Source organism: Aquibacillus rhizosphaerae, assembly GCF_030282825.1.
Classification (GTDB): Bacteria; Bacillota; Bacilli; order Bacillales; family Amphibacillaceae; genus Aquibacillus_C; species Aquibacillus_C rhizosphaerae.
The window spans coordinates 259,719-285,737 of sequence record NZ_JASTZU010000018.1 but is presented as its reverse complement, the minus strand read 5'-3'; the positions used below and the strand labels follow the sequence as shown (position 1 = coordinate 285,737).

Sequence of the window (26,019 nt, the reverse complement as noted above, 5' to 3'; positions counted from 1 at the left end):
TAAAACAAAGAGAGATAGTCCTTTCTATCTCTCTTTGTTTCATACATAGACGTAAAGTGAATAGAATATCAACATGAATGGTTAAGAAGAAAGAGAGATTTTAGCATATTTTCCCTTAAAGAATAGGAATACACCATATAAAAATAATCCTATTGCTGTAATTCCTAACATCCATTGTCCAAACGGCTGTTGTGCGATTTCAGATAGTGCTCTATCAAGTCCAACTGTTTGATCGGGATTAGATGTTAGTGCATTTTGTATTAAAAAAGAACCAATAATACAAAAAACGAGACCTCTTGCTATTAAGCCTGTTTTTCCAAAAACAGTAAACCATTGTTTTTCTCTATGGTTCATTTCATTAACCATCAAATGTTTCTTGAATTTAGATTGCAGAGCTTTAATGATTTCTGAGATAGCAAAGATAATAATTCCAATACCAACCAACATAATAATCGATGGTCCAAAAGGTTGTGACAATAATTTCGCAGTACTAGTTTGTGAACTTCCGCCCCCATTATCAGCATGCATTGCTATACTAACTGCCTTATATATAAGAAAACCATAAATCCCAGCACTAATTGCAAATCCCGTCCTTATCACAATCCTTTTCGTATTTGTTTTATTATAGTAAGGATCATTGATGACTTGGAATACTCTCCAAAATACGTAGCCTAAAAGTCCAATTGCGACTATCCACAGTATAATCTCACCGAACGGCTGGCTTGCGACAGATGCGAACGCACCTTTTGACCCTGTGGTTTTACCTCCGACACCAAGTGCTGCCATAAAAGATAAAATACCGATTAATATGTAGACGGTTCCTTTTGCAAAGAAACCGAATCTCGCAAAACTTCTCACCCATGGTTTAGCTTCATGACCAGCCTCTTTTGCTTTAATTTTTGCGTGTTGTTTATTTATTAAAGACAATTCTCCTTACACCCTTTTTCAGTGTTATTTATTGATAAAGGTTCCCTCTAAAATGAATTTAAAACGTGTCATATTGTTTGTGCTATACCGACATAAGTTTAAAATATCTTATTGATTGAAGGAGTTCCAATTCATATGTCGAATATGATTAACCTGATACTTTAATGAATCAAGATTATCTCGAACTAATGAAAGCTCAAAAAGAGGAGGAATCGTTTTGGAGTCAATAACGAAGAAAAGGACAAAAGCTTATTTTATTGATTTGGCTATCTCAACTGCAATTACGGCTGGGGTTGAGTATCTTTTGCGAAAGAGAGTGAAAAGTGAAGCGTTTCATGCTTTGGTTACTCCAACTGTAGTTATGTGGTCACTTGAATACGCGCAGTTACGACATAGCGGGCAAACATTTGGTTACAAAAAAATGGGACTTACCCTTGAGGATAAAAAGGGAGCGGGATTAACACCAAATCAAATTATAAAACGGATTGCCTATCGAGATACAGTGAGTACCTTTGATTACTTAAAAAACCCAAAAGCCTTTGAAAATCAAGATGGGGCAGTATTACCACATGATCGATATTCACAAACAGTAGTAAAGGAACAATAATCTTTTCGATAAATTTATAGAATTATAATTATTATAAACGGTATAGTGTCAGGTGTTTTGTATGGACTTAGTGTCTATCGGTACTTGACACTATTTTGTTGTAGGCTTTTTCTATGTAAAAATTTATAATTTGACTACCCTTGATATTTTTAAGGTTTTATTAAGGTTCGTTATCAATAATATCTGTACGGACCTAATACCAGTCCTAAAAAACTATCTCGGTGAAGGAGTTATAAAGATGAATAGAAAAAAAACGTATTCTAAAATGGCGGCAAGCATTTTATGTACAACACTACTGTTTGCCTGCAGTAATGATAATGAGAACACAACTAGTGTAGAGACAGGGGAAGACACAGTTAATACTGTTGCTGTAAATTCTGAAGTAGCAGCATCCGTTAGTGATCTTGTTACTTATACTGATGATGATTATTATACGGACTGGAATGATGACGATCCGACTTATATCGAACTTAATGGGAGTCAAGCAGATTTCACGTCTGATGCAGCAGTAATTTTAAGTGATAACATACTAACGATTAAAACTGGTGGTACTTATGTTCTTAGTGGAAGTTTTGATGGCCAAATTGCTATTGATTCTGAAGATAAAAACACGGTTCGTATTGTATTAAATGGAGTTGAAATAAGTACAAGAGACACTGCAGCAATTAATGTTGTAAATGCTGAAAAAACAGTTCTTTCGCTAACGGAAGGAACGGAGAACATCGTTTCAGACGGTGAAACGTATGTGTATCCAGATGAGGAGACAGATGAGCCTAACGCAGCTATTTTTAGTAAAGACGACCTCCCCATTAATGGAACAGGTAATTTAACGGTTAACGGAAATTATAATAATGGAATTTCTAGCAAAGATTCGTTAAAAATTACGAGCGGTAATATAAGTATTAATGCCGTTGATGATACATTAATGGGTCGCGATCTTATAGCCATTCAAGATGGAACATTCACCCTTGAAGCTGGTGGCGATGGAATTAAATCGACAAATGATGAAGATATAACAAAAGGAAATATTGTCCTTGATGGTGGTACGTTTGATATTATCTCTGGAAGTGATAGCATACAAGCAATTGCATCATTATGGGTAATTGATGGCTCATACAACATTGTTGCTGGTGGGGGAAGTCCAGAAACCATTCAAAATAATGATGGTAGAATGCAAGGTGACATGGGTGAGACAACATCAATAACCACAGATAAGGAGAGTGCAAAAGCACTAAAAGCTACAGTAGATATTACAGTTGGTGGCGGAACATTTACGATTGATTCATTAGATGATAGTATCCATAGTAATCATGACGTTACCATTGCTGGTGGTGATTTTACAATAGCAACTGGTGATGACGCGGTACATGCAGGTAATAATTTAACAACATCTGATGGGCAAATGGTTGTTACAAAAAGTTATGAAGGATTAGAAGGTATGGCAATAACAATTGATGGTGGTGATTATGATATTAAGTCTAGTGATGATGGTGTCAATGTTGCGGGCGGAAATGATGGCTCAGGTTGGGACATACAAGCAACTGAAGCAAGCACCTTAACCATTAATGGCGGAAATATTTCGCTGTATGCTAATGGAGACGGTTTTGATTCAAATGGATCGATTAAAATGACTGGCGGTACCGTTATTGTAAATGGTCCTACAAATAGCGGGAATGGATCGCTCGATTATGATAGTGGTTTTGATATAAGTGGTGGAACGATAATAACGGCTGGAAGTTCAGGTATGGTGCAATCAACATCTGACGAATCTTCGCAGAATTCAATTATGATGACTTTTTCAGAAACGCAAGCAGCTGGTACGTTAGTGCATTTAGAAGATAGTGAAGGGAATTCCATTGTTACGTTTGAACCTGCAGTTGATTATCAATCGGTTTTAATTAGTTCCCCAGATATAGCAACGGACGAAACTTATACGCTTTACACTGGCGGAACTGCTTCTGGCGATGAAGTCTACGGTTTATACACGGATGGTTATCAAGATGGCACAGAAGTAGTGGAGTTCACGATTTCAGAATTTGTAACGTGGTTAGATGAAAATGGAGTTACAGATGGACAAAGTGCTGGAGGCTTTGGTGGTGACCAAGGCGGACAACGTGGTGGTCAAACTGGTACGTTTGAAGCACCGGCAGACGGCGAACAACGAACACCTGGCACTGGTGGCGGGATGTTTGGAGAATTAGACGAAGAGACGCTGGCACAAGTACAAGAAATCACGCAACAACAAAGAGATGGTACAATTACAACAGAAGAAGCTGAAGCACAGCTAGCTGAGCTCGGTGTAGAGTTTCCCATGATGGGAGAAAGACCTCGATAATTATTTCAGCAGAGAATGGATTCATTCTCTGATTTTAATAACGGGTCTTTCTAATAAAGCTGCTAAGCCAGGATTGGGCTTCATTAATTGAACACCATCTTCTAAGTCTGCTAAACCTTTGTAGACTTTTAAAAATGGAACAATTCCTTCCTTTTGCCATAAATAATCTGCCGTATAAAGATTCCCAATTTTACTATCCATTGTTTGTTCAAAAGAATAGCACCAAGAATATAATTAGAGTCAAAGCTAGGAGATGTAATTATTCGTGTTCTCATTGCATGAACGAGGTCAAACATTTCCTCTTCACTTGCATAAGAATCCTCTGAAACACATATAACTCCAACGCGTTTGGTGTACTGCCACCACTTTGATCAAGTGCTGCAATAAAGCCTTGTTCATTTTTGATTTTTTCAAGTTGATTTTGTTTCATGCTTTCCACTCCTCGTATTCGTAGTAGTGCTAGCGACTTCTGTATAAAATTTGTCTACACAAGACTAACTTTCTTTTTTATTCTTGCACTAACGTATCGTGATTTATAGTGAAGCGCTTGTCAGAATATCATTGTCACAGATAACCTTAGAACTTAGTAACTCATCCATTTAAACAATAATATTATATTAAATTTAACAATTATTTATTAATTATCGATAAAATATAGATTAAACTTATATAATAGATAACGAAAAGAGGTGCTTTTTTTGAATCAAAAAATTCTTCTGTTAAAAGTAGCAGAACAAGGGAAAACACTCTTATTAAAGATGTCGCTTTTTATTACAGGTATCACTGTACTCGCTTTATGTATTTATTGGTTACCTTGGCAAGCAGATTTATTTGCAAGGATGTACCCAGCGTTTGCTTATTTACAATATCTTCTGTTAATCGGTTTGTATTTGACAGCCATACCATTTTTCTATGCATTATATCAGGCTTTCAGAATGTTAAGTTATATTGATAAAGGTACTGCTTTTTCTGAATTAACTGTAAAGGCTTTAAAATATATAAAGTACTGTGCAACCATAATAAGTTGCATGTATGTAGCTGGGTTCATCACGCTTTTATCACTCAATGCTGCCAATCCAGGAATTTTGATTATCGGATTAATTATAACTTTTTCTTCAGGTATGATTGCACTTTTTTCGGCAGTTCTACAGAATTTACTTAAAAATGCAATCAATATAAAATTAGGAAATAGTTGAACAGTCTTAAGTGAAAACATGGCATTTTATTCATGTAAAAAAAGCAATTGAAGCAAATAAAATCTTTAATTCTTGAATTTCTGCCAATAACATAATAATGTTAAGATAGTAGAAAGTTATGTTTATTATTAACTTTAGAGTGAGCAACACCAGAGTAGAAACAGGAGGGTCCAACTATGAAGCTTGTAGGAATTTCAGGATCATTAGCGGGTTGGAAGACAAACGTAGCTGTTCATAATGCTTTAGTAGCAATAGAAGCTCTCGACGCTAATATTCAAACAGAATTAATTGATTTAAGAGACTTTGAAGTGGAATTTGTTAATGGTGACCCATTAGCTTACTATAATGAAGATACTTTTAACGTTGTAAACAAAGTACTATCAGCTGATTTTTTAGTGATTGGTTCGCCGATTTATCAAGCATCGATTTCTGGTGCATTAAAAAATTTACTAGATCATTTACCTGTAGATGCTTTTAAACGTAAAGTAACCGGTATCGTAACAACAGGGGAGATTGAAAAACATTTTCTGGTATCTGAATATCAATTAAAGCCCATCCTTACATATTTAAAAGGGTTGGTACCTACGATTAATGTTTTTATTCAAAATGATTCCTTTAGTGATGAAAATGAAATCATTGATAATGATGTATTGGAACGCTATAAATTATTTGCTGAGGAAATGGTTACTCTCCAGAAAAGTTTAGAACAAACTAAATAGTCTTTACTGAGGTAATGAATGAGACATAAAACAGATACTACCATATAGTTTGAACAGATTAATTTATAAGCAACATGTTAGGTAAGGGTTTGGTACTGTATCAGACTCTTACCTATTAATTTCACCCATAGTTAGTACTATTCCTACTTTTTATTCCTTTAATCCGGTCTATTACCGTAGCGATTCCTGTAAAAAAGCCTACTATGAAAAAAAAGTAAATCGTCACCAATCCCCAAATGGGAACTTTAATTATCCCATGTACTAGATGTTCCCAGATAGCACTTCCCATCAACACGTATCCACTGCCAATAAACGAATATTTTATAAGATTTTCTGTATTTTTCCATTTATCACTTATGAAGGTTGCAATTACCTGTATAGCTCCACAAATAGCAATGATTATAAAAGAAATTCTATAAGGGAGACTAGTCTTCCCATCAACAATTAAAAGTAAGCCAATAAATAACAATAGAAGACCTGATACAAAGAATCCATATTTCCTAAACCATTCATTTTGTAATAATTTTTTCATTATTATCCCCCTGTGCCATAATAAACTAATTGTTTCTTGAAATATCTACCCGTTTAAGTATAAATTCACAAAATTTTATCTTGCAGTGACGTATGACGTTTGTGAACACAATAATATATATGAAGAAATGAACCATTATTTTATAGAATCATTTAGTAAACTAGATGAGCAATTAAGTAATTTTGCCAAAAGAGACATTGCTCCATTAATTAAAGTTTATGAATCTGTCACAAGAGATTTTAATGATATTAAATTATATAAAACATTTATATTTATGGAATACGAGTGTGGTTGTGATTAGTAGCCTACATTCTTAAAGATTCCATTTATTATTTCTATAGATACACCTGTAAAATAGGAGGATTTAGAATGCGAACATTGCTAGAAATACTGCGAATCATTATTGTTTTTGGTATTCTTGGTAGCATATGCTGGGCTATTATTGGCAACTTATATACAATCAATGGTGCTACAGAAACATATACGTGGCTTGGTGCATTAGCGATTTTTATTTTACTTTTTGTTCTATATAGAAATAAGTTGCAATTCTCTGGTTGGTATAGTGGTAAAGGTAGGTATAAATTACACAAAAAAGTTTCGTTTACACTAATTCTTCTTTCTTCATTACTTATCATATTACCATTCATACTAGGTTATTTATTTAGCTAAAAGGTAAAATAAGAGGATTGCTAAATTTATAATTTCACTGCATTTCATTGGTATATACGTTTAAAAAACTAGTTGATAGTAATATTTTCAAAAAAGATTCCGATTTTTATTGATTTCCTGCACATTGGTTTACCTATCATGTTAGTCACTATATTAGCTTAAATCTATTAGGTTTTTCATTTAATTTTTTCGTGTTCTTTTTTATTCTGCGCTTCTCATGGAAAATGTGGTTAACGTTTACGAATTCAACAATGACACAGAACAACCCATGATACAAGTACCCAAATATATTGCATGCCCTTGTCACTTAAGTCTGCATTGAACCGAACAATAACTGGTTGGTTAACGTATGCAATTGTTATTAGCGATGAAAAACGATAATAATACTCATGTAAACAGTAGAGGGACAAGAAAGGCAGAATCTGCCCCTATGTCCTTATTAAATTTTTATAGTAGTTTATCAGATCTGGATATTGCTTCATTTCTATTCTTCCTTTGTCACTAAGGACATAAATTCCTCTTCGAACACGAACAAACCATCCGTAATAATTTTTAATTAAAATGGAAGAAGTCTTTTTACCAGTTCCCATTTGAATTAATGCCTTAGGTGATAGTTCTCCAACTTTTTCAAGATAACAAGCGATTTGGATACAGTTTTCTCTATATGCGGTCATAATCTGTGTTCTACTTGAACCACCAATATTAAAATCTTGGCTTCGTCCATCAATCTCCTTAAGTATTTCTTGGCGTTTACGCTTATTTTGAGCCATGCTTTTCTTACGGTTAAATGGAGTTGGATCAAAGATAAATTCTAGTTTTTTGCGATTTCCTGAAAATGATATAAGAATTAGGCCTAACTCTAACCTTCTTACTAATTGACAAATATTCCTCCACCGTTTAGAACGGGGGTTATATTTTTTTGGTCTTGGTATCGCAATGTACACAAGTTCTGATAATCTTTGTCTATTCGTCGCTTGTATGAGAAGGTCCACACTCAAATTAAGTTTGAGCTCAATGAGTATTAGCTCATCATCTTTTATGGCTGCCATATCGCAGTCTTTTACTTCTCCATAGACTTCATAACCTTCTTTTAAAAAATGGGACTGAATAGGTTTGTATAAATCTGATTCCTGAAGCTTTTTTGTTTCTTTCATATGTAGTGAGCACCGTCCAATTTAAAAACTATTACAATTTTAATTTTATCATAAATACACGTTTACGGAATAATCCCATCGTATTTTCCTATATATTTGAGAAAAATGATAGTGTTTTGTTTCGCTTTCCTTTGCGGGACAAGCAACTTGTTCCCATAGTAACTGAATAAATAACTAGGAACAGCGGAAGCTAAAAAAGCGTTTGTTATGTTAATATAGGAAATACAATATCATAGGACCTTGAATATAAATGTATGTAAAGAGAAGGGAGATACCATGACAAAAAGCAATGGAACGTTAGAACCAGGATGGAACTTAGATAATAGTTATACTCGACTGCCGGAAACTTTCTTTTCTAGTCAAAATCCAAACCCAGTAAGTGCGCCGAAATTAATTGTTTTTAATCATCAGTTAGCAACATCATTAGGTTTAAATGAAAAAGAATTGCAGAGCGATGTAGGGGTGGATATCTTTGCAGGAAATAAGATTCCTCCAGGTGCATCTCCCATTGCGCAAGCATATGCAGGTCATCAATTTGGTCATTTTACAATGCTTGGTGATGGACGAGCAATACTGCTCGGGGAACAAATCACCCCAGAAAAACAACGTGTTGATATTCAACTAAAAGGATCAGGACGGACGCCATACTCTCGAGGGGGTGATGGGCGAGCTTCTATTGGTCCGATGCTTCGGGAACACATTATGAGTGAAGCCATGCATGCTCTCGGTATTCCCACTACGCGAAGCCTAGCTGTCGTTACTACAGGGGAACAAGTAATACGTGAAACCGACCTTCCAGGTGCAATTCTAACACGTGTTGCTGCTAGTCACCTTCGTGTTGGTACCTTTGAGTACGCAGCAAAATGGGGTGAAGAGGAAGATGTAAAAGCATTAGTTGATTATACAATAAATCGCCATTATCCAGAAATTGAAGCTAATCAGGATCGCTATCTTTCACTACTCCAAGAAGTAATCAAGCGCCAAGCAGAACTGATTGCGAAATGGCAACTAGTTGGCTTTATCCATGGAGTAATGAACACGGATAACATGACAATAAGTGGTGAGACAATCGATTATGGACCATGTGCTTTTATGGACGAGTATGATCCAGCAACAGTTTTTAGCTCTATTGATAGGCAAGGTCGCTATGCATATGGGAATCAACCACCTATTGGAGGATGGAATCTCGCGCGATTTGCCGAAACATTATTACCGTTACTAGATGAGAATCAAGACAAAGCGGTCGAAATCGCCCAGGATGAAATTAAAAATTATATGGAATTATATCATGCGCATTGGTTAGCAGGAATGAGAGCAAAACTCGGAATATTTAACGAAGAAAAAGAAGATGAAATTCTAGTTAAAAACCTTTTGAATATGATGCACACAAACCAGTCAGATTACACGAATACTTTTCGAGCGTTAACGCTTGAAAAATATGAAGGTTTAGACCTGTTCGGTACAAGTGAATTTAAAAAATGGGAAGAGAAATGGTTAGCACGTATCGATAAACAGAAGGAATCAAAACGTGAATCACAGGAGTTAATGAAAAGTGTAAACCCTGCGATAATCCCAAGAAACCACCGAGTAGAAGAGGCATTAGAAGCAGCGGTAGAAGGCGGAGACTATCGAGTGATGGAGAAGCTACTACATGCACTTTCGAAACCTTTTGCGTATTCATCCGAACAAGATGACTATGCGAAACTTCCTCAACCATCTAATCGCCCTTATCAAACTTTCTGTGGTACTTGATTTAAAGATAATAAAGTGTTCCACCAAGGGAGAAAAGGCTTTGAATAATTAAAAGTGAACATCCACATCCTATAGTTGTTTAGGAGGTGGAACCATATGACAAATAAAAACAATAAAACTGCTGAAAACATAAAAGACACCGCGGGTGCTGCATTTCACACTGTTCATAGTGCATTAGAAACAACAGAAGATGCTGCAATGAGTGCAGTAGATGCAACAGCTGAGGCGATTGAAAATGCTGGACAAGATACAAATAAAAAAAAATAAACGTAATAAATAATGAATAAAAACGCCAATTGTTTGGCGTTTTTTGTTCTTTTGACTAATTAAATCTTTCATCATAGACGAAGGGGCACTATTGCACATAGTCATTTATTTGGAAAAATATAACGCGAAAAAACAAATGCATCCTATAATTAGTTGCATTTGTTTTTTAGTTTAATAATTTTCATAATAGCAATTTAATCATCGCTTACAACAATATTGAGTTGGATAGAAACTTCTAAAACTATATTGTTGTATAGGACTGAATTAGAAAATAATGAAATTGTCTCAGTTTTTATATAATTTATTATGCCGAATAAGATATCCGAGATATAACACGATATAATCATGAATAAGATATTAACAAGGATCTAACATATTTACCATAGAAAAGTGCTTGAACAGTTGGTCGGATAAGCAACTCCTAATAAGCTAATTCTAGCAAATAGATGTTAAAACTAGTTATTACTGTTTTTTTAGAAATAGGACAGTTATACTTTACTAAAGGTAAAGTTTTATTAAATACCTAGACCTTCGTCTGTAATCGAAAACAAATGATAAAGGGTGGTAACATTGATTTTTAAAAATAAGGATATAAATCCATACAAAAAAATAGTTATATTAGGTGGGGATGGCTTTTGCGGTTGGCCTACGAGTCTGCATTTATCTAATTTAGGGCATGAAGTAGTCATTATAGACAATTTGTCACGTCGTAATATTGATAATGAACTGGAAGCAGAATCATTAACTCCTATTCAGCCTATTGGTACGAGGTTAAATGTTTGGGAAGAAATTACAGGGAAACAAATAGGATTCTATAATATAGATATAGCGAATGATTATGATGCATTACTTAACGTATTAAGTAATGAAAAGCCTGATGCAGTTATACACTTTGCGGAGCAACGCTCAGCTCCATATTCTATGAAGTCTCCTAAACATAAACGATATACCGTTAACAATAATTTAAATGCAACCCATAACCTTCTATGCGCAATAGTAGATTCTGGATTAGATATTCATTTAGTCCACTTAGGAACGATGGGAGTCTATGGGTATGGAACGGCTGGCATGAAGATTCCCGAGGGATATCTGAATGTTAAAGTAGAAACAGAAGCTGGAGAGAGTATGGACCAACAAATTCTTTACCCGACGAACCCAGGTTCTGTTTACCATATGACAAAGTCACAAGATCAGTTACTTTTTCAATATTATAATAAAAATGATAATGTTAGGATTACAGACCTTCACCAAGGAATCGTTTGGGGCACAAATACAGAAGAAACAAAACGCGACGAACGGCTAATTAATCGGTTCGATTATGATGGTGATTACGGCACAGTTTTAAATCGATTTTTAATGCAAGCCGCAGTGGGACATCCTATAACGGTTCATGGCACAGGTGGTCAAACAAGGGCTTTTATACATATACAAGATACGGTTCGATGTATTCAGTTAGCCATTGAAAATCCTCCAGCACGTGAAGAGCGGGTGATGATTTTTAACCAGATGACAGAAACGCATCGCGTTAACGATTTAGCTACACTCATTAGTAAAATTACTGGTGGTGAAATAGCTTATGTTTCAAATCCACGTAAGGAAGCTATTGAAAATGAGCTAAATGTTGAAAATAATTTGTTTTTGTCAAAAGGATTAGAACCTATCACACTTAATGAAGGGTTATTACAGGAAGTGACTAAAATTGCAGAAAAATATGCGTATCGCGCAGATTATTCAAAAATTCCTGCTAAAAGTACCTGGACAAAGGAACAGCAACCAGGGGTTCCAGGTCTGGGTGCGACGACTTAGGCGAAATAATGTTAATAGCTGAAAACTATTCATGGTTTGACAATGGTGTTTCGTGAAATACTAATTAAGAATTAAATGAAAAAAATTAACGTGATGTTAAAAAGTTGTAAAAGGTGAGTGTAGTTATGAGAGTAGTAATGATAACTGAAACGTTTTTGCCATCAACGGATGGAATTGTAACTAGATTATGCGCTTCAATTAGATGGCTTAAAGATCAGGGACATGAGGTACTCATCATTGCACCAGACTTAGGCGTTTCTGAATTTGAAGGTGTACAAGTTGCAGGGATACCTGCCTTTACATTTTTTATGTATAAAGATAAAAAATATGCTTTTTTCTCTCCTAAAGTAAAAAAACATTTAAAAGAGTTTCAACCAGATCTTGTGCATGTTGTTAATCCAGCTTTTCTTGGCATAACAGGTATTTTTTATGCCAAGCGATTAAAAATACCTTTGATTGCTTCTTATCATACACATGTACCGAAGTATGCTGATTATTATCGAGTTTCTATGTTTAAACCAATACTTTGGTGGTATTTCAGAACAATTCACAATCGAGCAGATATAAACCTTTGCACGTCTGGCTCCGTACTTACGGAATTAAAAGAGAAACGTTTCCACAATGTTCATCTTTGGAAACGCGGGGTAGATACAAATCAATATCATCCAAAGCGATATGATGATGGGATCCGTAATCGATTAACTGCAGGAAAAAAAGACAAAAAGTTACTTCTTTTCGTTGGAAGATTGGCACCAGAAAAGGATATTGAAAAAATTCGCGACCTTCTTAAGCAATCCTCAGAATTTTGTCTGGCGATTGTTGGTGACGGTCCACACCGAGCTTTTCTGGAAGAGTACTATAAGGGAACAAACACCGTTTTTACCGGTTTTCTCCACGGTAATGAGCTTGCAAGTGCGTATGCTTCATCAGATATTTTTGTTTTCCCGTCAACAACAGAAACATTAGGACTTGTTTTATTGGAAGCAATGGCTTCCGGTTTACCTGTTGTTGCAGCAGAAAGCGGTCCAACAAGTGAGCAAGTAAGTAATGGAAAAACAGGATTACTTTATGATCCAACTAAGCGCGGTAATTTTACTGATTCTATTTTACAATTGAAAGATGAAGACTATCGATTGAAGTTGTCGGAACAGGCTCACGAAGTAAGTCAAGCAATTGGATGGGAAGAACCTTCCCAACAATTACTTGGTTTTTACAAAGAAACATTAAAAACTTCCCGACAAACTTCTGGAATCTTAAAGGAAAATTAGTCAACAAATCAAATGAACTAAACGGTGTTTATATGACATACAAACGATATAAAAAAAGCATCATGGAATACTTAAGCTACAGTATCATCGGTATCATTTGTGCTGCTCTGGATATTGGTGTACTTAATGGTTTACTCTATTTTTTTCCAACAGAACAAACGTCTTTACTTACACTGTATAATTCTTTAGCTTATACGGTTGCAATCTTAAATAGTTATATATGGAATACAAGATATACGTTTAAAGTCACTAAAAGCAAAAAATTATTTTTCGCTTTTATTTTCCAAGCAATTATAAGTCTATTTATCGCAAATATAGTATTTCTTTCTGGGTTGTGGCTATTTCAATTTATATCTATATTTCCTGGATTGGTGGAGACAAATATTGCTAAAGGACTATCGATGTATTTATCATCATTATCAAGTTTCTTTTTCATAAAATTTATTGTAAGTTATAAGAAAAAGGTGTGGGAAAAAGATAAAAGTTAGCTATAAGTCCATTTCATAATTACCTTATTCAGTTATCTGAGATAATCAACGATATATTGTTGTAGGTGACGACAATATTGGTATTATGAAATTGATTAATATTATCTTAAATATTTACTAGACTAAATTTGAGTCGTGTATAAAGAAGTAATTCTCCACTAACATAAAAAGACACTATTCTTCGATAAGAACAGTGTCTTTTTGTATATAAATAAATGGATCTAAATCTATGGACAAACAATATTTGGAAAATAAACCATAACATATTGATTATTGTGCTATACTTAGTGCACGACTGAACATTTTTATTGTGAAATGAATTACATTTTCACTTATAGTTTTCTTTCTATATAGGACAGGTACTCCAATATCTGCTTAAAATGTAAAATCAATTTTGCTCGGGATTCGTAGTGAAAATAGATTTTAGGAGGAATATAAAATAATGAAAGAAACTGCATTAGTATATTGTGAAAGTAATTTTGGATCAATGGATGGTAAGACAGCGAACGGACTAGTAAGAAGCTCTAGGAAATTTGAAATTGTTGGAGTTATTGATAGTACAAAAGCTGGTATGGATGCTGGTGTTTGTTTAGTTGGCGAAAAGAACGGGATACCTATCTTCGACAGCCTTGGTGATGCACTAGTAAATTTAACACGCGTACCTGATCAATTTATATATGGGATTGCTCCTACGGAAGGTTTTTTAAAAACGGAGGAAAGAAGCATGCTTATTCATGCAATGGAACAAGGAATTAATATCATTAATCCACTTCATGAATTTTTTAATGATGACGCAGAATTCGCCATCTGTGCAAAGAAAAATAACGTATCTATCTTAGATGTGAGAAAACCTGCTGCTAAAAAGGACTTGCATCTATTTTCCGGACGTATATTGGATATTGATACACCAATCGTTGCCGTGTTAGGTACAGATAGTGCAATTGGAAAGCGGACAACTTCAGTTTTACTTGAAGATGCTTTACTTGAGGCTGGATTAAATGTCGCTTTTATTGCAACAGGACAAACTGGAATTATACAAGGCGCAAAATATGGTGTTGCTATTGATGCTATTCCATCTCAGTTTATGACAGGTGAAATCGAGCACCAAATTCTAAGAGCTTATGACAATGACAATCCTGATATTATAGTTGTTGAAGGTCAAGGGGCATTAAGTCATCCTGCGTATATAAGTTCAGTTGGTATTATTAGAGGAGCTAGACCTGGGGCAATAATCGTTCAACATGCTCCTAAACGACCACGTTCGGGTGATTTTAGTTATATAGAACCAACAGATGTAAAAAGTGAAATAAATCTCATTGAAACCTTTTCAAAGTCAAAAGTAATTGCGATAACACTCAACCATGAAAACATGACGAATGAAGAGCTAACGACAACAATTTCAGAATATGAAGAAGACCTTAAACTACCTACCACCGATGCGCTTAAATTTGGCTGTGACAAGCTAGTAACCAGTATTTTCGAGACTTTTCCGGAATTGAAAAGTAAGCAAACAAAAAGAATTTACAAGTAAACTATACGCAATGAAGGACGAAAAACAAGACGCAATTATCAATGGATAATGCGTCTATTTTAGTGTATTCTTTCACTTGTTATTTTCTGTTAAATAACTGATTGCCCCTATTGCAATTCCCAAAATCGCACCACCAGCTACTTCAATAGGCAAATGACCGAGCATTTCTTTTAATTCTTTTTCTCTTTTTTTGTGGTTCATTTTAGGATGATCATACGCCAGCTTTTCTAATTGTTCGTCTATATCGTTTACCGCTATAGCAATTTCACCTGTCTGCCAACGGATTCCCATTGCATCATACATGACAATCAACCCGAAAACCGTACTCACACCAAAGTTAATGGAAGGAACACCATTTTTTAAGGCTACATAAGTAGTTAAAGATGTAACAGCCGAAGAATGTGAACTAGGCATATCTCCCGTACCAAACAGTTTGCTCCAATCCCATATACCAGTCTCACGATAGTGCAGCGGTACCTTTAAGAACTGTGCAGTCCCTATTCCAAGTAAAGCTGTTGTAATTGCTCTATTCATCATACATTCACCTCAAGATTAAGATGAGAAATTAATCAACATTTTATTCATTAAATGAAATAAGTTTGATTTAAATAAAGTGGTAAAATACATCATGCTCATATGTCTAACTGAACAAATTATAATTTGAATAGGATGAATTTTGAACTAAAATTTAATATAATTCTAGGTGGCTATAGAACTTTTATTAAAAAAATTTGCAAGTTTATTTTTTAGTCAAGGAATGGAGTACTTATTATGCCAGAAAAATTAACTAGTTATCTATCTTTCACTAGAAAAGAATGGTCAGAGCTAAGATATGATACACCACTAACCATCAATCAGGCTGAATTAGAGGAATTACATGGAATAAACGAAAATATATCTCTTGATGAAGTTAAGGACATATATCTGCCACTTATTCGCTATCTTTCCTTTAACATTATAGCTTATGAACAATTGCATCACGTTACGGATAAGTTCTTCAAACAAAAATCTCGTAAAATCCCTTTTATTATTGGAATTGCTGGGAGTGTCGCTGTAGGTAAAAGTACCACATCAAGAATTATACAATCATTACTTTCTGGATTGCCAAGTCATCCAAAAGTTGCACTAATTACTACAGATGGTTTTTTGTATCCAAACGAGGTACTTAAGGATAGAGGCCTAACAGAGAAAAAAGGTTTTCCAGAGAGCTATGACACAAGAGCTCTTATTCAATTCTTAGACGATCTTAAATCTGGGATTCCAAAAGTTCAAGCTCCAGTTTATTCACATTTGTATTACGATATCATTCCTGGTGAATACTTGGAAATGGAACAGCCTGATATTGTAATTATAGAAGGGATTAATGTGTTACAACCCCCAAGACAACTAGGGGAGATTTTGCCAAGTCTCTTTGTATCAGACTTCTTTGACCTTTCCATTTATGTAGATGCGGATGAAAGAGACATTTTTCATTGGTACAAAGAAAGATTTAAAAAGTTAAAAGAAACTGCTTTCAGTAAACCAGATTCTTATTTCACGCGCTATGCCAATCTTTCTGATCATGAAGCAGAGAAGGTAGCAACTGATATTTGGAATCGAATTAATAAAAAGAATCTTAATCTGAATATAAGACCAACAAAAAATCGTGCTGACGTTATCATCAGAAAAGGAAAGGATCATTCAGTTTCTTCTATAAAATTGAGGAAAATCTGATTAAACAGACTTTGATATTCCATTTTGTTGATATAAAAGGATTTTTTAAAAAAACCAATAAAAAAGATGGACAAGACATGTTTAATCAGAAATCGTTTCGGTTATTGTTATTATGAAGGTAATGAATTGTTATATTTGTTGCCGTATAAAATCTGTATTGGGAGGTATATCATTATGTTAAGAGTCAATGATATTATGACAAAGAACATGGAGTGCTGCCAACCTTCAGATTCAATTGTTGAAGTTGCAAAAACTATGAATGACCGTGGAATTGGTTCCATTCCTATTTGTGAAGGTGATCGGCTAGTTGGCATGGTCACAGATAGAGACCTGGTAACACGTGGTTTAGCCAATAAATCTCCCGAGGGACAAATTAAGGACATCATGACCACCGAGTTAATAGAAGTAAAGCCTCATATGTCCGTTCATGAAGTGGAAGCCATTATGGCTGATAGGCAAGTACGAAGACTCCCTGTAGTAGAGAATAACAGACTTGTCGGGATAGTCTCATTAGGTGACCTTGCTGCACATCATCAAGATGCTAAAGTAGGTTGTACGTTAGAAGAAATAACACAATAAAATATAAGTTTACTGTTATTTTAAATAAGATTTATTATGGGAATTCCTATCTAATTTAGGAATTCCTTTTTGTTATTTGTAATAGTTTTTTCTGTTACTTTTTGATTAGCAACATAAAACATGGGAAAGTTATTATATTTCCATCTCGGACCTTAGGAAAATCAAATTTTAAGTTTTTTTACGTCGATAACAGGTATAGTTATCCATTTAAAATCTTTAGAAAAATATAATAAATAATTATTACGTCTCTAAGCAAAATTAGATACAGACTAAAAAAAGCATGGTAAAGTGTATAAGGGATATAAAGAAATTTACATAATTAGGATTTCTTAAGATGTCTAGAATTCTAGAGAAAGTGGAGGAGAAGTATGGAGACAGAAACAGAAATAAAAACAAAACCAATTTTAATTACTTTTATGATTGGTGCATTCTTTGCAATATTAAATGAAACATTACTTAATATAGCATTAACAGAGTTTATGGAAGTGTTTGGTGTCAGCGAACCAACTGTACAATGGTTAGCAACAGGATTTATGTTAGTGATGGGTGTTTTAATGCCTATTTCTGCACTATTAATTCAATGGTTCACAACAAGACAAATGTTTATTAGTGTGATGAGTGTGTTTTTAGCAGGGACAATTATTGCTGCTAGTGCAGTTAATTTTCCAATGCTTTTAACTGGTCGTATGATTCAAGCAGTCGGTACAGGGTTATTAATACCAATTATTTTCAATGCTCTACTATTACTTTATCGACCAGAAGTTCGCGGGAAAATCATGGGGACATTTGGTTTAGTTATTATGTTTGCTCCAGCGATCGGACCAACCTTATCAGGAGTTATTGTGGATCTTTTAGGTTGGCGTTGGTTGTTTTTAATTGTTATTCCTTTTGCTGTATTTTCTATTATATTTGCCATGAAATATCTAACAAACGTTGGAGAAGTTACTCGACCGAAAGTAGATATCCTATCGATTGTTCTTTCTTCTATAGGTATTGGTGGAATCGTTTATGGATTTAGTAGTGCTGGCGAGCAGGCAGAAGGTTTCTTGTCGCCAATAATTATTGCTATTATTGCAACTAGCCTTCTTAGCATTATTTTATTTGTATTGCGCCAATTGAAACTAGATGAACCATTATTAGATGTTCGTGTTTTTAAATATAAGAACTATTCATTAGGTGTCGGTTTGTTTGTCATCGTCATTATGGCGATGTTTGCTTCTGAAATTGTGATGCCAATGTATTTACAAGGCCCGCTCGGTTATTCAGCAAAATTGGCTGGACTATTGTTGTTGCCAGGGGCGCTACTGAACGGTTTAATGTCACCAGTAATGGGAGGACTATTCGATAAGTTTGGTCCGCGGAAACTAATGATTCCTGGTACGATTGCTTTAATCGTAGTCATGATATTTTTCAGTAATATTAGTCCTTCTGTACCAATATGGTCCTTTATTCTCGCGTATATGATATTAATGCTTTCCATCTCGGCAATCATGATGCCCGCTCAAACGAATGCCTTAAATGAATTGCCGAAACATTTATATCCTCATGGTACTGCCATTGCGAATACGCTCCAACCAATTTCAGGTGCACTGGGTGTATCCATTTTCGTGAGTATCATGACCCAAGGAAGAGATGGTTATTTAGATGATCAAACTGGTGAGATAACGAAGCAGGTATCTGATCAAGCGATGACTTATGGTGTACACCATGCTTATTGGTTTGCATTATTTCTTGTAATTATTGCTTTCTTTATCGCTTTATTTGTAAAAAAAGCAATAGCTCCAGACTTTAACCAAGAAAAAGAGTAATGCAAAAATATACATCCTATTAATTCGCATAAAAACAATTTTATTTACTAGTGGTACTATCATCAAATAAGGAGATGAACTATTGGTAAAAGAATTAATATTGAATAAGACTATATTACATGTTGATAATTTTGAAGAAACAAAAGTGAATGGATTACTTAAAATTTCGTTTGCTTTTAAAGTAATCCATGAGGAATACCATGATATAACCACGCTACTTTATGAAGGAGTATTTGATGTTATCATTCCTGAAAAGAAATTATCTTTTAGAGGAGAAATTCAAAATTACTCTACATCAATTACTAACCTGTATCAAAAAGGAAGTATTGGAGATTTTCAATTAACTTTACTTGAAAAAGCTTAATCCGAAAAAGCGAACAGCCAATGTTTGGCTGTTCGCTTTTATTTAAATTTCTGCAGTTTTTCTAACTTCTTTACTAATTTTTTTCGTGAACAATGCTTTCAGGTAAGGCATTGCATATCTGTCTAGACCTAATTTTCCAGCGTTCGCACCAGCAACAACGATGAAGAATCCAAGTAATATCATTTGACCGTTTGTGCTTACTGTTCCACTGAATAGGAAAGAGAAATTCATAACCATTCCCATTAGCACTGCGAAATTAGTAAATAGACCCAAGACTAATGCAATACCAACAAGAAGCTCTCCCCACATAACCAGGAAGGTGAATAGACCCGCATTTGGTAAAGCAACATTTTCCAAGAAAGCTGCCCACCAACCTTGAACAGCAGGGTGTTCTCCAGTAGATTTTGCAATTGCTCCTTGTAAGAAACCACTTGCATCAAAGCCTCCACCAGTAATTTTCCCCCAACCACCTGTAATCCAAGAATAACCAAGATAAATCCGAATAATTGCTAATACACCAGCTACGACATTATTTTTTCTTAAAAGTTCCAACATGTCCATCCACTCCTATAATTATTTTATATTGTTCAATAAATCACATATATTGTTTCAAGAATTCTTGTTTGTTGCTACATTTAGATAATAACATGTTTAAAAAGTATGGAAAACACTTATGTTCAATAGTTCACAAACAGACAACAAAGTTTTGACAAGTTGTTGACAAATAACAATTACCATTGACTATTGCAAAATAAATAGAAAGTAGTCGGTTACTGCGCTTTCCCAGGAAATGAATTAGGTTATCATTTCAAAAGATGTTAGAAAGAGATTATCTCTTTCTATGAACGTACTGTATCTTTAGAACAATTTACAGTTACAATTTGGAATTCTAAAAGCATTATTTGCTACTGTTTTTAGTGATTATTATTATATTTTCCTAGAGTATTAACTTAAAACACATGATTTCGTCAAGCGCAGAATAACTATAAAGAAATAAAGTAATTGCTTGTCTTTATGTAGTTAGATCAGTTCAGTAGGAGGTAATAAAATGCTTGAATCAATCTTGCAACTATTTGTTAGTGAGGATAAAGCACAAACTATATTAGCAAATCAAAGTATTGAGATTATTTTCATGGTTTTGTTGGTCACATTTGTTGTTACTTTTGTTGTCCATATCACTTTGTTTAATAAATTAAAGAAGATACGTAATTATTTAAATGAGACAAATCGGATGGATATCGATCCGTTACGTGACTTTAAGAAACAATTTGTCCGAAAGCAACAAGAAGAATCAGTTAAAGTAGAGACCTTTATCCAAGAAAAATTTTCGAGCTGGCGTGTATTTAATCTTCCTGTTGTAAGCCTCATTAAGATGATTCAGGCAACAGTTTCTGTGTTTATATTGATTGGTGTCTTGGGGACATTTATTGGATTAACAATGTCGTTAGGTAGTATTAATTCAGGGGGTACTCAGTTAGTCGAAGATGTTGCCAGTGTTCTCTCAGGAATTGATGTGGCATTTTACACGAGTATAGCAGGAATGGGTTTTTCATTAATTATGACTGTAATTATTAAGGCATTTAATACAGAATATTTACTTACAGATATTATGTTAAAAGTAGAATCAAATTTAGAGGAGCAAGAAGAAAATGGTATGGGACGACTTATTAGCGTGTCAGAAACTATTAACAACTCGATTCTTGGACTTCAGGAAACGAACCAACAGTCGTTACAAGGTATTGAAAGTTCATTTAAAGGTTTTCAAGATTATACAACTGGCTTACAGCAATCTGCAGAAGACCTGGCTAAGTTCAATCAAGGATTGTCGAGTAATTTAAAGGAATTTCAAGTGTTATTTGACAGTATAAAAAAAACAACAGATGGATTCGACAAAGGTACATCGAAGCTTAATAAAAACTTTGATCAACTTTTTACCTATTTTAAAAGAATGGATGGAAGAAATGAACGTATCGCCAATACCTTTGAAGAGACCTATGAAAAAGTGAAAGAAGTTTCTACAGTACAGACGGAGACACTAAACCGTTTTGAAGAATCGGTAAACGATTTGAAGAAGTTTAGTTCGTCCATCTTGGATGGTCAGGAAGCTGTCAATAATTCTTTGAATACAATAAACAAAAAAAGTAATGATTTAGTTTTAAGAATGGCAGATCATAACAAAGAGTTTAAACAAATTTTTGGCGATGATCTAAGTGCTAAATTAGATGGTATTACGTCTTACCTCGGTGAGCTTTCAAGAGACTTTGATAAGTTGGGAAACTCAATCGTTCATTTACCCAGTGCGTTAGAAACGATTAATAAAACACAAACTGAATATAAGCATCTTTTAACGGATCGTTTTGATGAGTTAAAGAAGTTTAATCAAGAGTTTAATCAACACTTAAAAGCCCATGCAACAGATTCGATTGTGTTTGAACAACATCTAAGGGACGCGACCAACACTTATGAGCAAGTCGGTATGAAAAATAATCAGTTAATTAATGAAATTAATGGGACCATTTCTCAATTGAATAGTTCTTTTAACCAACGTGAGAATCAGCTGGAGGCAAATGTAACTGTGTTGAAAGACACCCTCTCTCAGTATGTCAATAATTTAGAAGGGACACTTGGAGACAAGCTTGATAGGGTAATCCGCAACATTGGAGATTATGTGGAAATGACCAATCAAGGAATCAAAAAAGAATTTAAGGAATTACGGCTTATAACAGAAGAAATCCAGCAAAGTAGTAGCCGTTACACACAGCAAACGTTTAATGAACTAAACCAGGAAATACAGAAGTTAAATCACCAGCTCCATTCCTTTAGTCAGGAAGCAGTAAAAGTGAGCAATGATCGAGGTTTGAGGCAAAATGATTAATAAATACCAAAGGCTATTTAGAAATGAACAGGATGAAAGTCACTTTTGGCCATCGTTTACCGATTTATTAACATCCATCTTACTTTGCTTTGTGTTGATTTTTATTTGTATGATGGTAATTAAATCAATTCAAATTGAGGATATGAAACGAACGATTGATCAAATTATGGGCGTTCGATCTCAGTTGGTGAAAGATTTAAACGAAGAATTTCGTGATTCTCCGTTAGGGATTGAAGTAGACGAAAAGACCGGGGCAATTATTTTTAATACGGAAATTTTATATGCGTATGATGAATCAGTTTTAAAGGAAGAATCATTTCAGTTTTTAGATGAGTTTGTCCCAAAATATTTAGACGTTCTACTAGAAAGTGGCTATGAAGAATATATTTCAGAGATTATTATCGAAGGTCACGCCGATCGTACGGATACGTATTTATATAATTTAAAGCTTTCCCAAGAAAGAGCATATAGTGTAGCAGAATATATTCTTAGCGATAAGTTTCCATACCATAATATTCAACAACATTTAAAAGATAAACTTACAGTTAATGGCAAGTCATTCACAGACAGTCGTACCGATGAAAATGGTAACTATAGTGCAGAGGACTCAAGAAGGGTGGAATTCAAGTTCCGACTCAAAGATGAGGAGATACTTGATAAAACGAACGAAATATTACAGGGTAATTAACTACGAGTAATAAGATAATAAATAGGAATGCGAGATAACTAACTCGCATTCCTATTTATAGTAGGAGAGAAGACTCGTAATTTTTCCTATTGATAAAAGAAGAATACACGTTAACGCATAAATTCAGCGGAACGTTCTACTCTACCATTGTTCGAAGTGCGCATTATTATTTTTAGCTTCTTGTTCAGCTATTGTTTGCACAGCATTTGTTGGTTCAACACCACTCTGATTTTGATTATTGACCATATTTTGTATCGGTTGCATAAATTGCTGTATCTGTGGATTGTCTAAAGCATTATTGATTGTTTCAGGTAGTCGTTGAAAAGTTCCGTTTTGCATCCCTTTTCTAATACCATAAATTGCTGCACTTGCTGCACCTACAGTTAAAACCTTATTTACTAAACCCATGCTACATCATCCTTTTTCACTTCATTTATATTTAGGAACAGGCTTAGTTTTTTGTTAAACTCTTATTATTATACGCACACTAAGATATCTTCTGTATATCGAAGTAATTTTAATTGGAGACTAAAACAATAAACAGTTTACGAAATTTTTAAATAATTGTTGAGAAATTTGCAAAGTATTGTTAAAATTATCACAATGAAGAAAGGGCTATGTGTAACTGGCGAAATGCGGATAACCGTAAGGGAGCACTTAGTATCAATAGCCGTTCGCCTGGGCAAAAGGTAAGGAACAGAATCCTTACCTCTTTCTGTGTATTCTTAAAAATAGGAGTGGGTTTGATGAAAAGAGTCTATAATTTTTCAGCGGGACCATCTATGCTTCCGTTACCTGTATTAGAAAAAGCTCAACAAGAACTACCAAACTACAATGATTCTGGAATGTCTGTTATGGAAATGAGTCACCGATCTGGTTTATTTACAGATATTATTACACAAGCAGAACAATTGCTGAGAGACTTGATGAATATCCCAGATAATTATAAAGTTATCTTCATGCAAGGTGGAGCATCACAACAATTTGCGATGGTACCAATGAATTTATTAACGAAAAGTGGCAAAGCAGATTTTGTTAATACTGGTTCTTGGTCTAAAAAAGCTATTAAAGAAGCTGAAAAATTTGGTCAAGTTCGTGTGATTGCCTCTTCAGAAGATGAAAACTTCACTTATATACCAAAAATTGATCGCAGTATGATTGACCCTGAAGCTGATTATGTACACATTACTACAAATAATACGATAGAAGGTACTACTTTTAGAGATATTCCGGATACAGGTGATGTACCGCTTGTCGTTGATATGTCATCAAATATTTTATCTGAACAAATGGATATTTCAAAATTTGGGTTGATTTATGCTGGCGCACAAAAGAACATTGGTCCAGCTGGACTTACAGTTGTGATTATTCGTGAAGATTTAATTGGTCAAGCAACAGAAACATGCCCAACCATGTTAGATTATAAAACGCACAGCGAAAGTGGTTCATTGCATAATACACCACCAACATTTTCTATTTATATGGCTAAACTTGTTTTTGAATGGTTAAAAGAACTTGGTGGCTTAAAAGGAATGGAAGAAATCAATCAAGAAAAAGCTAGAATTCTATATGAGTATATAGATGAGTCGGATTTTTATTTATCTCCAGTTAAAGAGGATAGTCGTTCGATTATGAACATTCCTTTTGTAATTCCAGACCGTGACTTAGATGGCCTTTTTGTCAGGCAAGCACAAGCAAGAGGACTTGAAACGCTAAAAGGACACCGTTCTGTAGGTGGTATGCGTGCTAGTATTTACAATGCAATGCCTTTAGAAGGTGTACAAGAGCTTATTAACTTTATGAAAGAATTTAGAAGTGAACATAAATAGTCGTATAACTATGAAGTGGTGATTATCAATCGATGAATCACCACTTTTTTCACGGATTAATTTATGAAAGTAAAGTGAGCATTATTCTGGTTTAAACTAAATAGCGTAGGCAATAATTAGAAGAGAGCACCGAACTAGAATAAATCTTGAACATTATCTTGAATAAGGATGGTCAACTTATGAATGTAAGAATCGAAATTACATATAAAACACCAAAAGGAGTAGAAACAACTTTCAGCTCAGGTGAAATGCCGGATGCGAAAGCTTTATTTATTGCTGAAGATATCGAAAAGACAGGACGCACGAAGGAAATCAATTTCGTTGATGTCCATGAAAACACATGGACAATGAAGGAATTAAAAAAGTATATGAAAGGGATTGAAACGGAACCACATAACGCAATCGTTTATTTTGATGGTGGCTTTGATCTTCAAACAAAAAATTCAGGTCTAGGTTGTGTCATTTATTATGAACAAAACCAAAAATTATTTCGCCTTCGTAAAAATGCTTTAGTAGATAATCTAAATACGAACAATGAAGCAGAATATGCTGCGCTTCATCTTGGGTTAAAAGAGTTAGAATTGTTAGGTGTACATCACTTACCAGTAACCATTGTGGGGGATTCTCAGGTGGTTATTAATCAACTTAACGGTGAGTGGCCATGCGTAGAAGAGGAATTAAATAAGTGGTCTGATCGGATTGAGAAAAAAATTGAACAGTTAGGAATTACTCCTGAATATAAGGCTGTTTCTCGAAAGAAAAATAGAGAAGCAGATCAATTAGCTACACAAGCATTAAAAGAGATAGAAATATTAAGTACTATCGAGATAGATAAATAATATTGGATAGAAGAAAAAGGTGGTATATCTGCATGCAGATATACCACCTTGCAATTTTTTTAAAGGCTACTAT

Annotated in this window: 25 protein-coding genes, 1 pseudogene and 1 riboswitch; of the genes and pseudogenes, 19 read left to right on the top strand and 7 right to left on the bottom strand. The window is 34.5% G+C overall.

Features of this window, described 5'->3' with window-relative positions; genetic code table 11:
* Positions 1 to 81: 81 nt before the first annotated feature.
* A complete protein-coding gene (locus QQS35_RS04970; protein WP_285930766.1) occupies positions 82 to 927 on the bottom strand; it encodes a DUF1206 domain-containing protein in 846 nt (281 codons plus the stop codon).
* Positions 928 to 1,144: 217 nt separating this feature from the next.
* Between QQS35_RS04970 and QQS35_RS04965 the strand changes: the two genes are divergently transcribed.
* The gene (locus QQS35_RS04965) at positions 1,145 to 1,534 is read left to right on the top strand and encodes an RDD family protein (RefSeq protein WP_285930765.1); all 390 of its coding nucleotides are present in this window, start codon (positions 1,145 to 1,147) and stop codon (positions 1,532 to 1,534) included.
* 238 nt (positions 1,535 to 1,772) lie between these two features.
* Positions 1,773 to 3,869, top strand: coding sequence for a carbohydrate-binding domain-containing protein (locus QQS35_RS04960; protein WP_285930764.1), 2,097 nt, complete (start codon positions 1,773 to 1,775; stop codon positions 3,867 to 3,869).
* Between the two features lie 39 nt (positions 3,870 to 3,908).
* Here QQS35_RS04960 and QQS35_RS04955 read toward each other — a convergent pair.
* Positions 3,909 to 4,299, bottom strand: a pseudogene (locus QQS35_RS04955) (fructose bisphosphate aldolase); the annotation flags it as partial.
* A 328-nt stretch (positions 4,300 to 4,627) separates the two neighbouring features.
* On the opposite strand from QQS35_RS04955, the gene QQS35_RS04950 reads away from it, so the two are divergent.
* A complete protein-coding gene (locus QQS35_RS04950; RefSeq protein ID WP_285930901.1) occupies positions 4,628 to 5,065 on the top strand; it encodes a DUF2975 domain-containing protein in 438 nt (145 codons plus the stop codon).
* 176 nt (positions 5,066 to 5,241) lie between these two features.
* Positions 5,242 to 5,784, top strand: coding sequence for an NADPH-dependent FMN reductase (locus QQS35_RS04945; protein WP_285930763.1), 543 nt, complete (start codon positions 5,242 to 5,244; stop codon positions 5,782 to 5,784).
* 121 nt (positions 5,785 to 5,905) lie between these two features.
* On the opposite strand, the gene QQS35_RS04940 is transcribed toward QQS35_RS04945, so the two are convergent.
* Positions 5,906 to 6,316, bottom strand: a complete 411-nt coding sequence (locus QQS35_RS04940) for a hypothetical protein (RefSeq protein ID WP_285930762.1) — start codon at positions 6,314 to 6,316, stop codon at positions 5,906 to 5,908.
* A 369-nt stretch (positions 6,317 to 6,685) separates the two neighbouring features.
* On the opposite strand from QQS35_RS04940, the gene QQS35_RS04935 reads away from it, so the two are divergent.
* Complete coding sequence (locus QQS35_RS04935; RefSeq protein ID WP_285930761.1) at positions 6,686 to 6,985, top strand: hypothetical protein; 300 nt, start codon at positions 6,686 to 6,688, stop codon at positions 6,983 to 6,985.
* Between the two features lie 428 nt (positions 6,986 to 7,413).
* Here QQS35_RS04935 and QQS35_RS04930 read toward each other — a convergent pair whose 3' ends face one another.
* Positions 7,414 to 8,139, bottom strand: coding sequence for a DUF2161 domain-containing phosphodiesterase (locus QQS35_RS04930; protein ID WP_285930760.1), 726 nt, complete (start codon positions 8,137 to 8,139; stop codon positions 7,414 to 7,416).
* Positions 8,140 to 8,415: 276 nt separating this feature from the next.
* Between QQS35_RS04930 and QQS35_RS04925 the strand changes: the two genes are divergently transcribed.
* The 6 genes from QQS35_RS04925 to QQS35_RS04900 all read left to right on the top strand — a co-directional run bounded on the left by QQS35_RS04925 (position 8,416) and on the right by QQS35_RS04900 (position 15,251).
* Positions 8,416 to 9,891, top strand: a complete 1,476-nt coding sequence (locus QQS35_RS04925; protein ID WP_285930758.1) for a protein adenylyltransferase SelO — start codon at positions 8,416 to 8,418, stop codon at positions 9,889 to 9,891.
* Between the two features lie 96 nt (positions 9,892 to 9,987).
* Positions 9,988 to 10,158: a hypothetical protein gene (locus tag QQS35_RS04920; RefSeq protein WP_285930757.1), complete on the top strand. Its 171-nt coding sequence runs from the start codon at positions 9,988 to 9,990 to the stop codon at positions 10,156 to 10,158.
* A 570-nt stretch (positions 10,159 to 10,728) separates the two neighbouring features.
* A complete protein-coding gene (locus tag QQS35_RS04915) occupies positions 10,729 to 11,964 on the top strand; it encodes an NAD-dependent epimerase/dehydratase family protein (protein ID WP_285930756.1) in 1,236 nt (411 codons plus the stop codon).
* A 125-nt stretch (positions 11,965 to 12,089) separates the two neighbouring features.
* Complete coding sequence (locus tag QQS35_RS04910) at positions 12,090 to 13,232, top strand: glycosyltransferase family 4 protein (protein ID WP_285930755.1); 1,143 nt, start codon at positions 12,090 to 12,092, stop codon at positions 13,230 to 13,232.
* A 32-nt stretch (positions 13,233 to 13,264) separates the two neighbouring features.
* Complete coding sequence (locus tag QQS35_RS04905; protein WP_285930754.1) at positions 13,265 to 13,720, top strand: GtrA family protein; 456 nt, start codon at positions 13,265 to 13,267, stop codon at positions 13,718 to 13,720.
* 442 nt (positions 13,721 to 14,162) lie between these two features.
* Positions 14,163 to 15,251, top strand: a complete 1,089-nt coding sequence (locus tag QQS35_RS04900) for a DUF1611 domain-containing protein (RefSeq protein WP_285930753.1) — start codon at positions 14,163 to 14,165, stop codon at positions 15,249 to 15,251.
* Positions 15,252 to 15,323: 72 nt separating this feature from the next.
* Here QQS35_RS04900 and QQS35_RS04895 read toward each other — a convergent pair whose 3' ends face one another.
* Positions 15,324 to 15,785, bottom strand: coding sequence for a divergent PAP2 family protein (locus QQS35_RS04895; protein ID WP_285930752.1), 462 nt, complete (start codon positions 15,783 to 15,785; stop codon positions 15,324 to 15,326).
* A gap of 237 nt (positions 15,786 to 16,022) precedes the next feature.
* Here QQS35_RS04895 and coaA point away from each other — a divergent pair, with 237 nt between their 5' ends.
* From coaA to QQS35_RS04875, 4 genes are all read left to right on the top strand, one after another.
* A complete protein-coding gene (gene coaA, locus QQS35_RS04890; RefSeq protein ID WP_285930751.1) occupies positions 16,023 to 16,964 on the top strand; it encodes a type I pantothenate kinase in 942 nt (313 codons plus the stop codon).
* Between the two features lie 174 nt (positions 16,965 to 17,138).
* A complete protein-coding gene (locus QQS35_RS04885) occupies positions 17,139 to 17,543 on the top strand; it encodes a CBS domain-containing protein (protein WP_285930750.1) in 405 nt (134 codons plus the stop codon).
* Between the two features lie 368 nt (positions 17,544 to 17,911).
* The gene (locus tag QQS35_RS04880) at positions 17,912 to 19,351 is read left to right on the top strand and encodes an MDR family MFS transporter (protein WP_285930749.1); all 1,440 of its coding nucleotides are present in this window, start codon (positions 17,912 to 17,914) and stop codon (positions 19,349 to 19,351) included.
* Between the two features lie 82 nt (positions 19,352 to 19,433).
* The gene (locus QQS35_RS04875) at positions 19,434 to 19,715 is read left to right on the top strand and encodes a DUF3219 family protein (RefSeq protein WP_285930748.1); all 282 of its coding nucleotides are present in this window, start codon (positions 19,434 to 19,436) and stop codon (positions 19,713 to 19,715) included.
* 42 nt (positions 19,716 to 19,757) lie between these two features.
* On the opposite strand, the gene QQS35_RS04870 is transcribed toward QQS35_RS04875, so the two are convergent.
* Positions 19,758 to 20,270: a DoxX family protein gene (locus QQS35_RS04870; protein WP_285930747.1), complete on the bottom strand. Its 513-nt coding sequence runs from the start codon at positions 20,268 to 20,270 to the stop codon at positions 19,758 to 19,760.
* A 493-nt stretch (positions 20,271 to 20,763) separates the two neighbouring features.
* On the opposite strand from QQS35_RS04870, the gene QQS35_RS04865 reads away from it, so the two are divergent.
* Together QQS35_RS04865 and QQS35_RS04860 are read left to right on the top strand one after the other, a co-directional pair.
* Positions 20,764 to 22,590 (top strand): MotA/TolQ/ExbB proton channel family protein, encoded by a 1,827-nt coding sequence (locus tag QQS35_RS04865; RefSeq protein ID WP_285930746.1) that lies wholly within the window; start codon positions 20,764 to 20,766, stop codon positions 22,588 to 22,590.
* Positions 22,583 to 23,278, top strand: a complete 696-nt coding sequence (locus QQS35_RS04860) for an OmpA family protein (protein ID WP_285930745.1) — start codon at positions 22,583 to 22,585, stop codon at positions 23,276 to 23,278. Before QQS35_RS04865 ends, QQS35_RS04860 begins: the two co-directional genes overlap by 8 nt.
* 141 nt (positions 23,279 to 23,419) lie before the next feature.
* Here the strand turns inward: QQS35_RS04860 and QQS35_RS04855 are convergent, their stop codons facing one another.
* Positions 23,420 to 23,686, bottom strand: coding sequence for a hypothetical protein (locus QQS35_RS04855; RefSeq protein WP_285930744.1), 267 nt, complete (start codon positions 23,684 to 23,686; stop codon positions 23,420 to 23,422).
* Between the two features lie 203 nt (positions 23,687 to 23,889).
* Positions 23,890 to 23,969: riboswitch (ZMP/ZTP riboswitch) on the top strand.
* A 55-nt stretch (positions 23,970 to 24,024) separates the two neighbouring features.
* On the opposite strand from QQS35_RS04855, the gene serC reads away from it, so the two are divergent.
* Positions 24,025 to 25,107, top strand: a complete 1,083-nt coding sequence (gene serC, locus QQS35_RS04850; protein WP_285930743.1) for a 3-phosphoserine/phosphohydroxythreonine transaminase — start codon at positions 24,025 to 24,027, stop codon at positions 25,105 to 25,107.
* A gap of 179 nt (positions 25,108 to 25,286) precedes the next feature.
* A complete protein-coding gene (locus tag QQS35_RS04845; protein ID WP_285930742.1) occupies positions 25,287 to 25,946 on the top strand; it encodes a reverse transcriptase-like protein in 660 nt (219 codons plus the stop codon).
* Positions 25,947 to 26,019 lie beyond the last annotated feature (73 nt).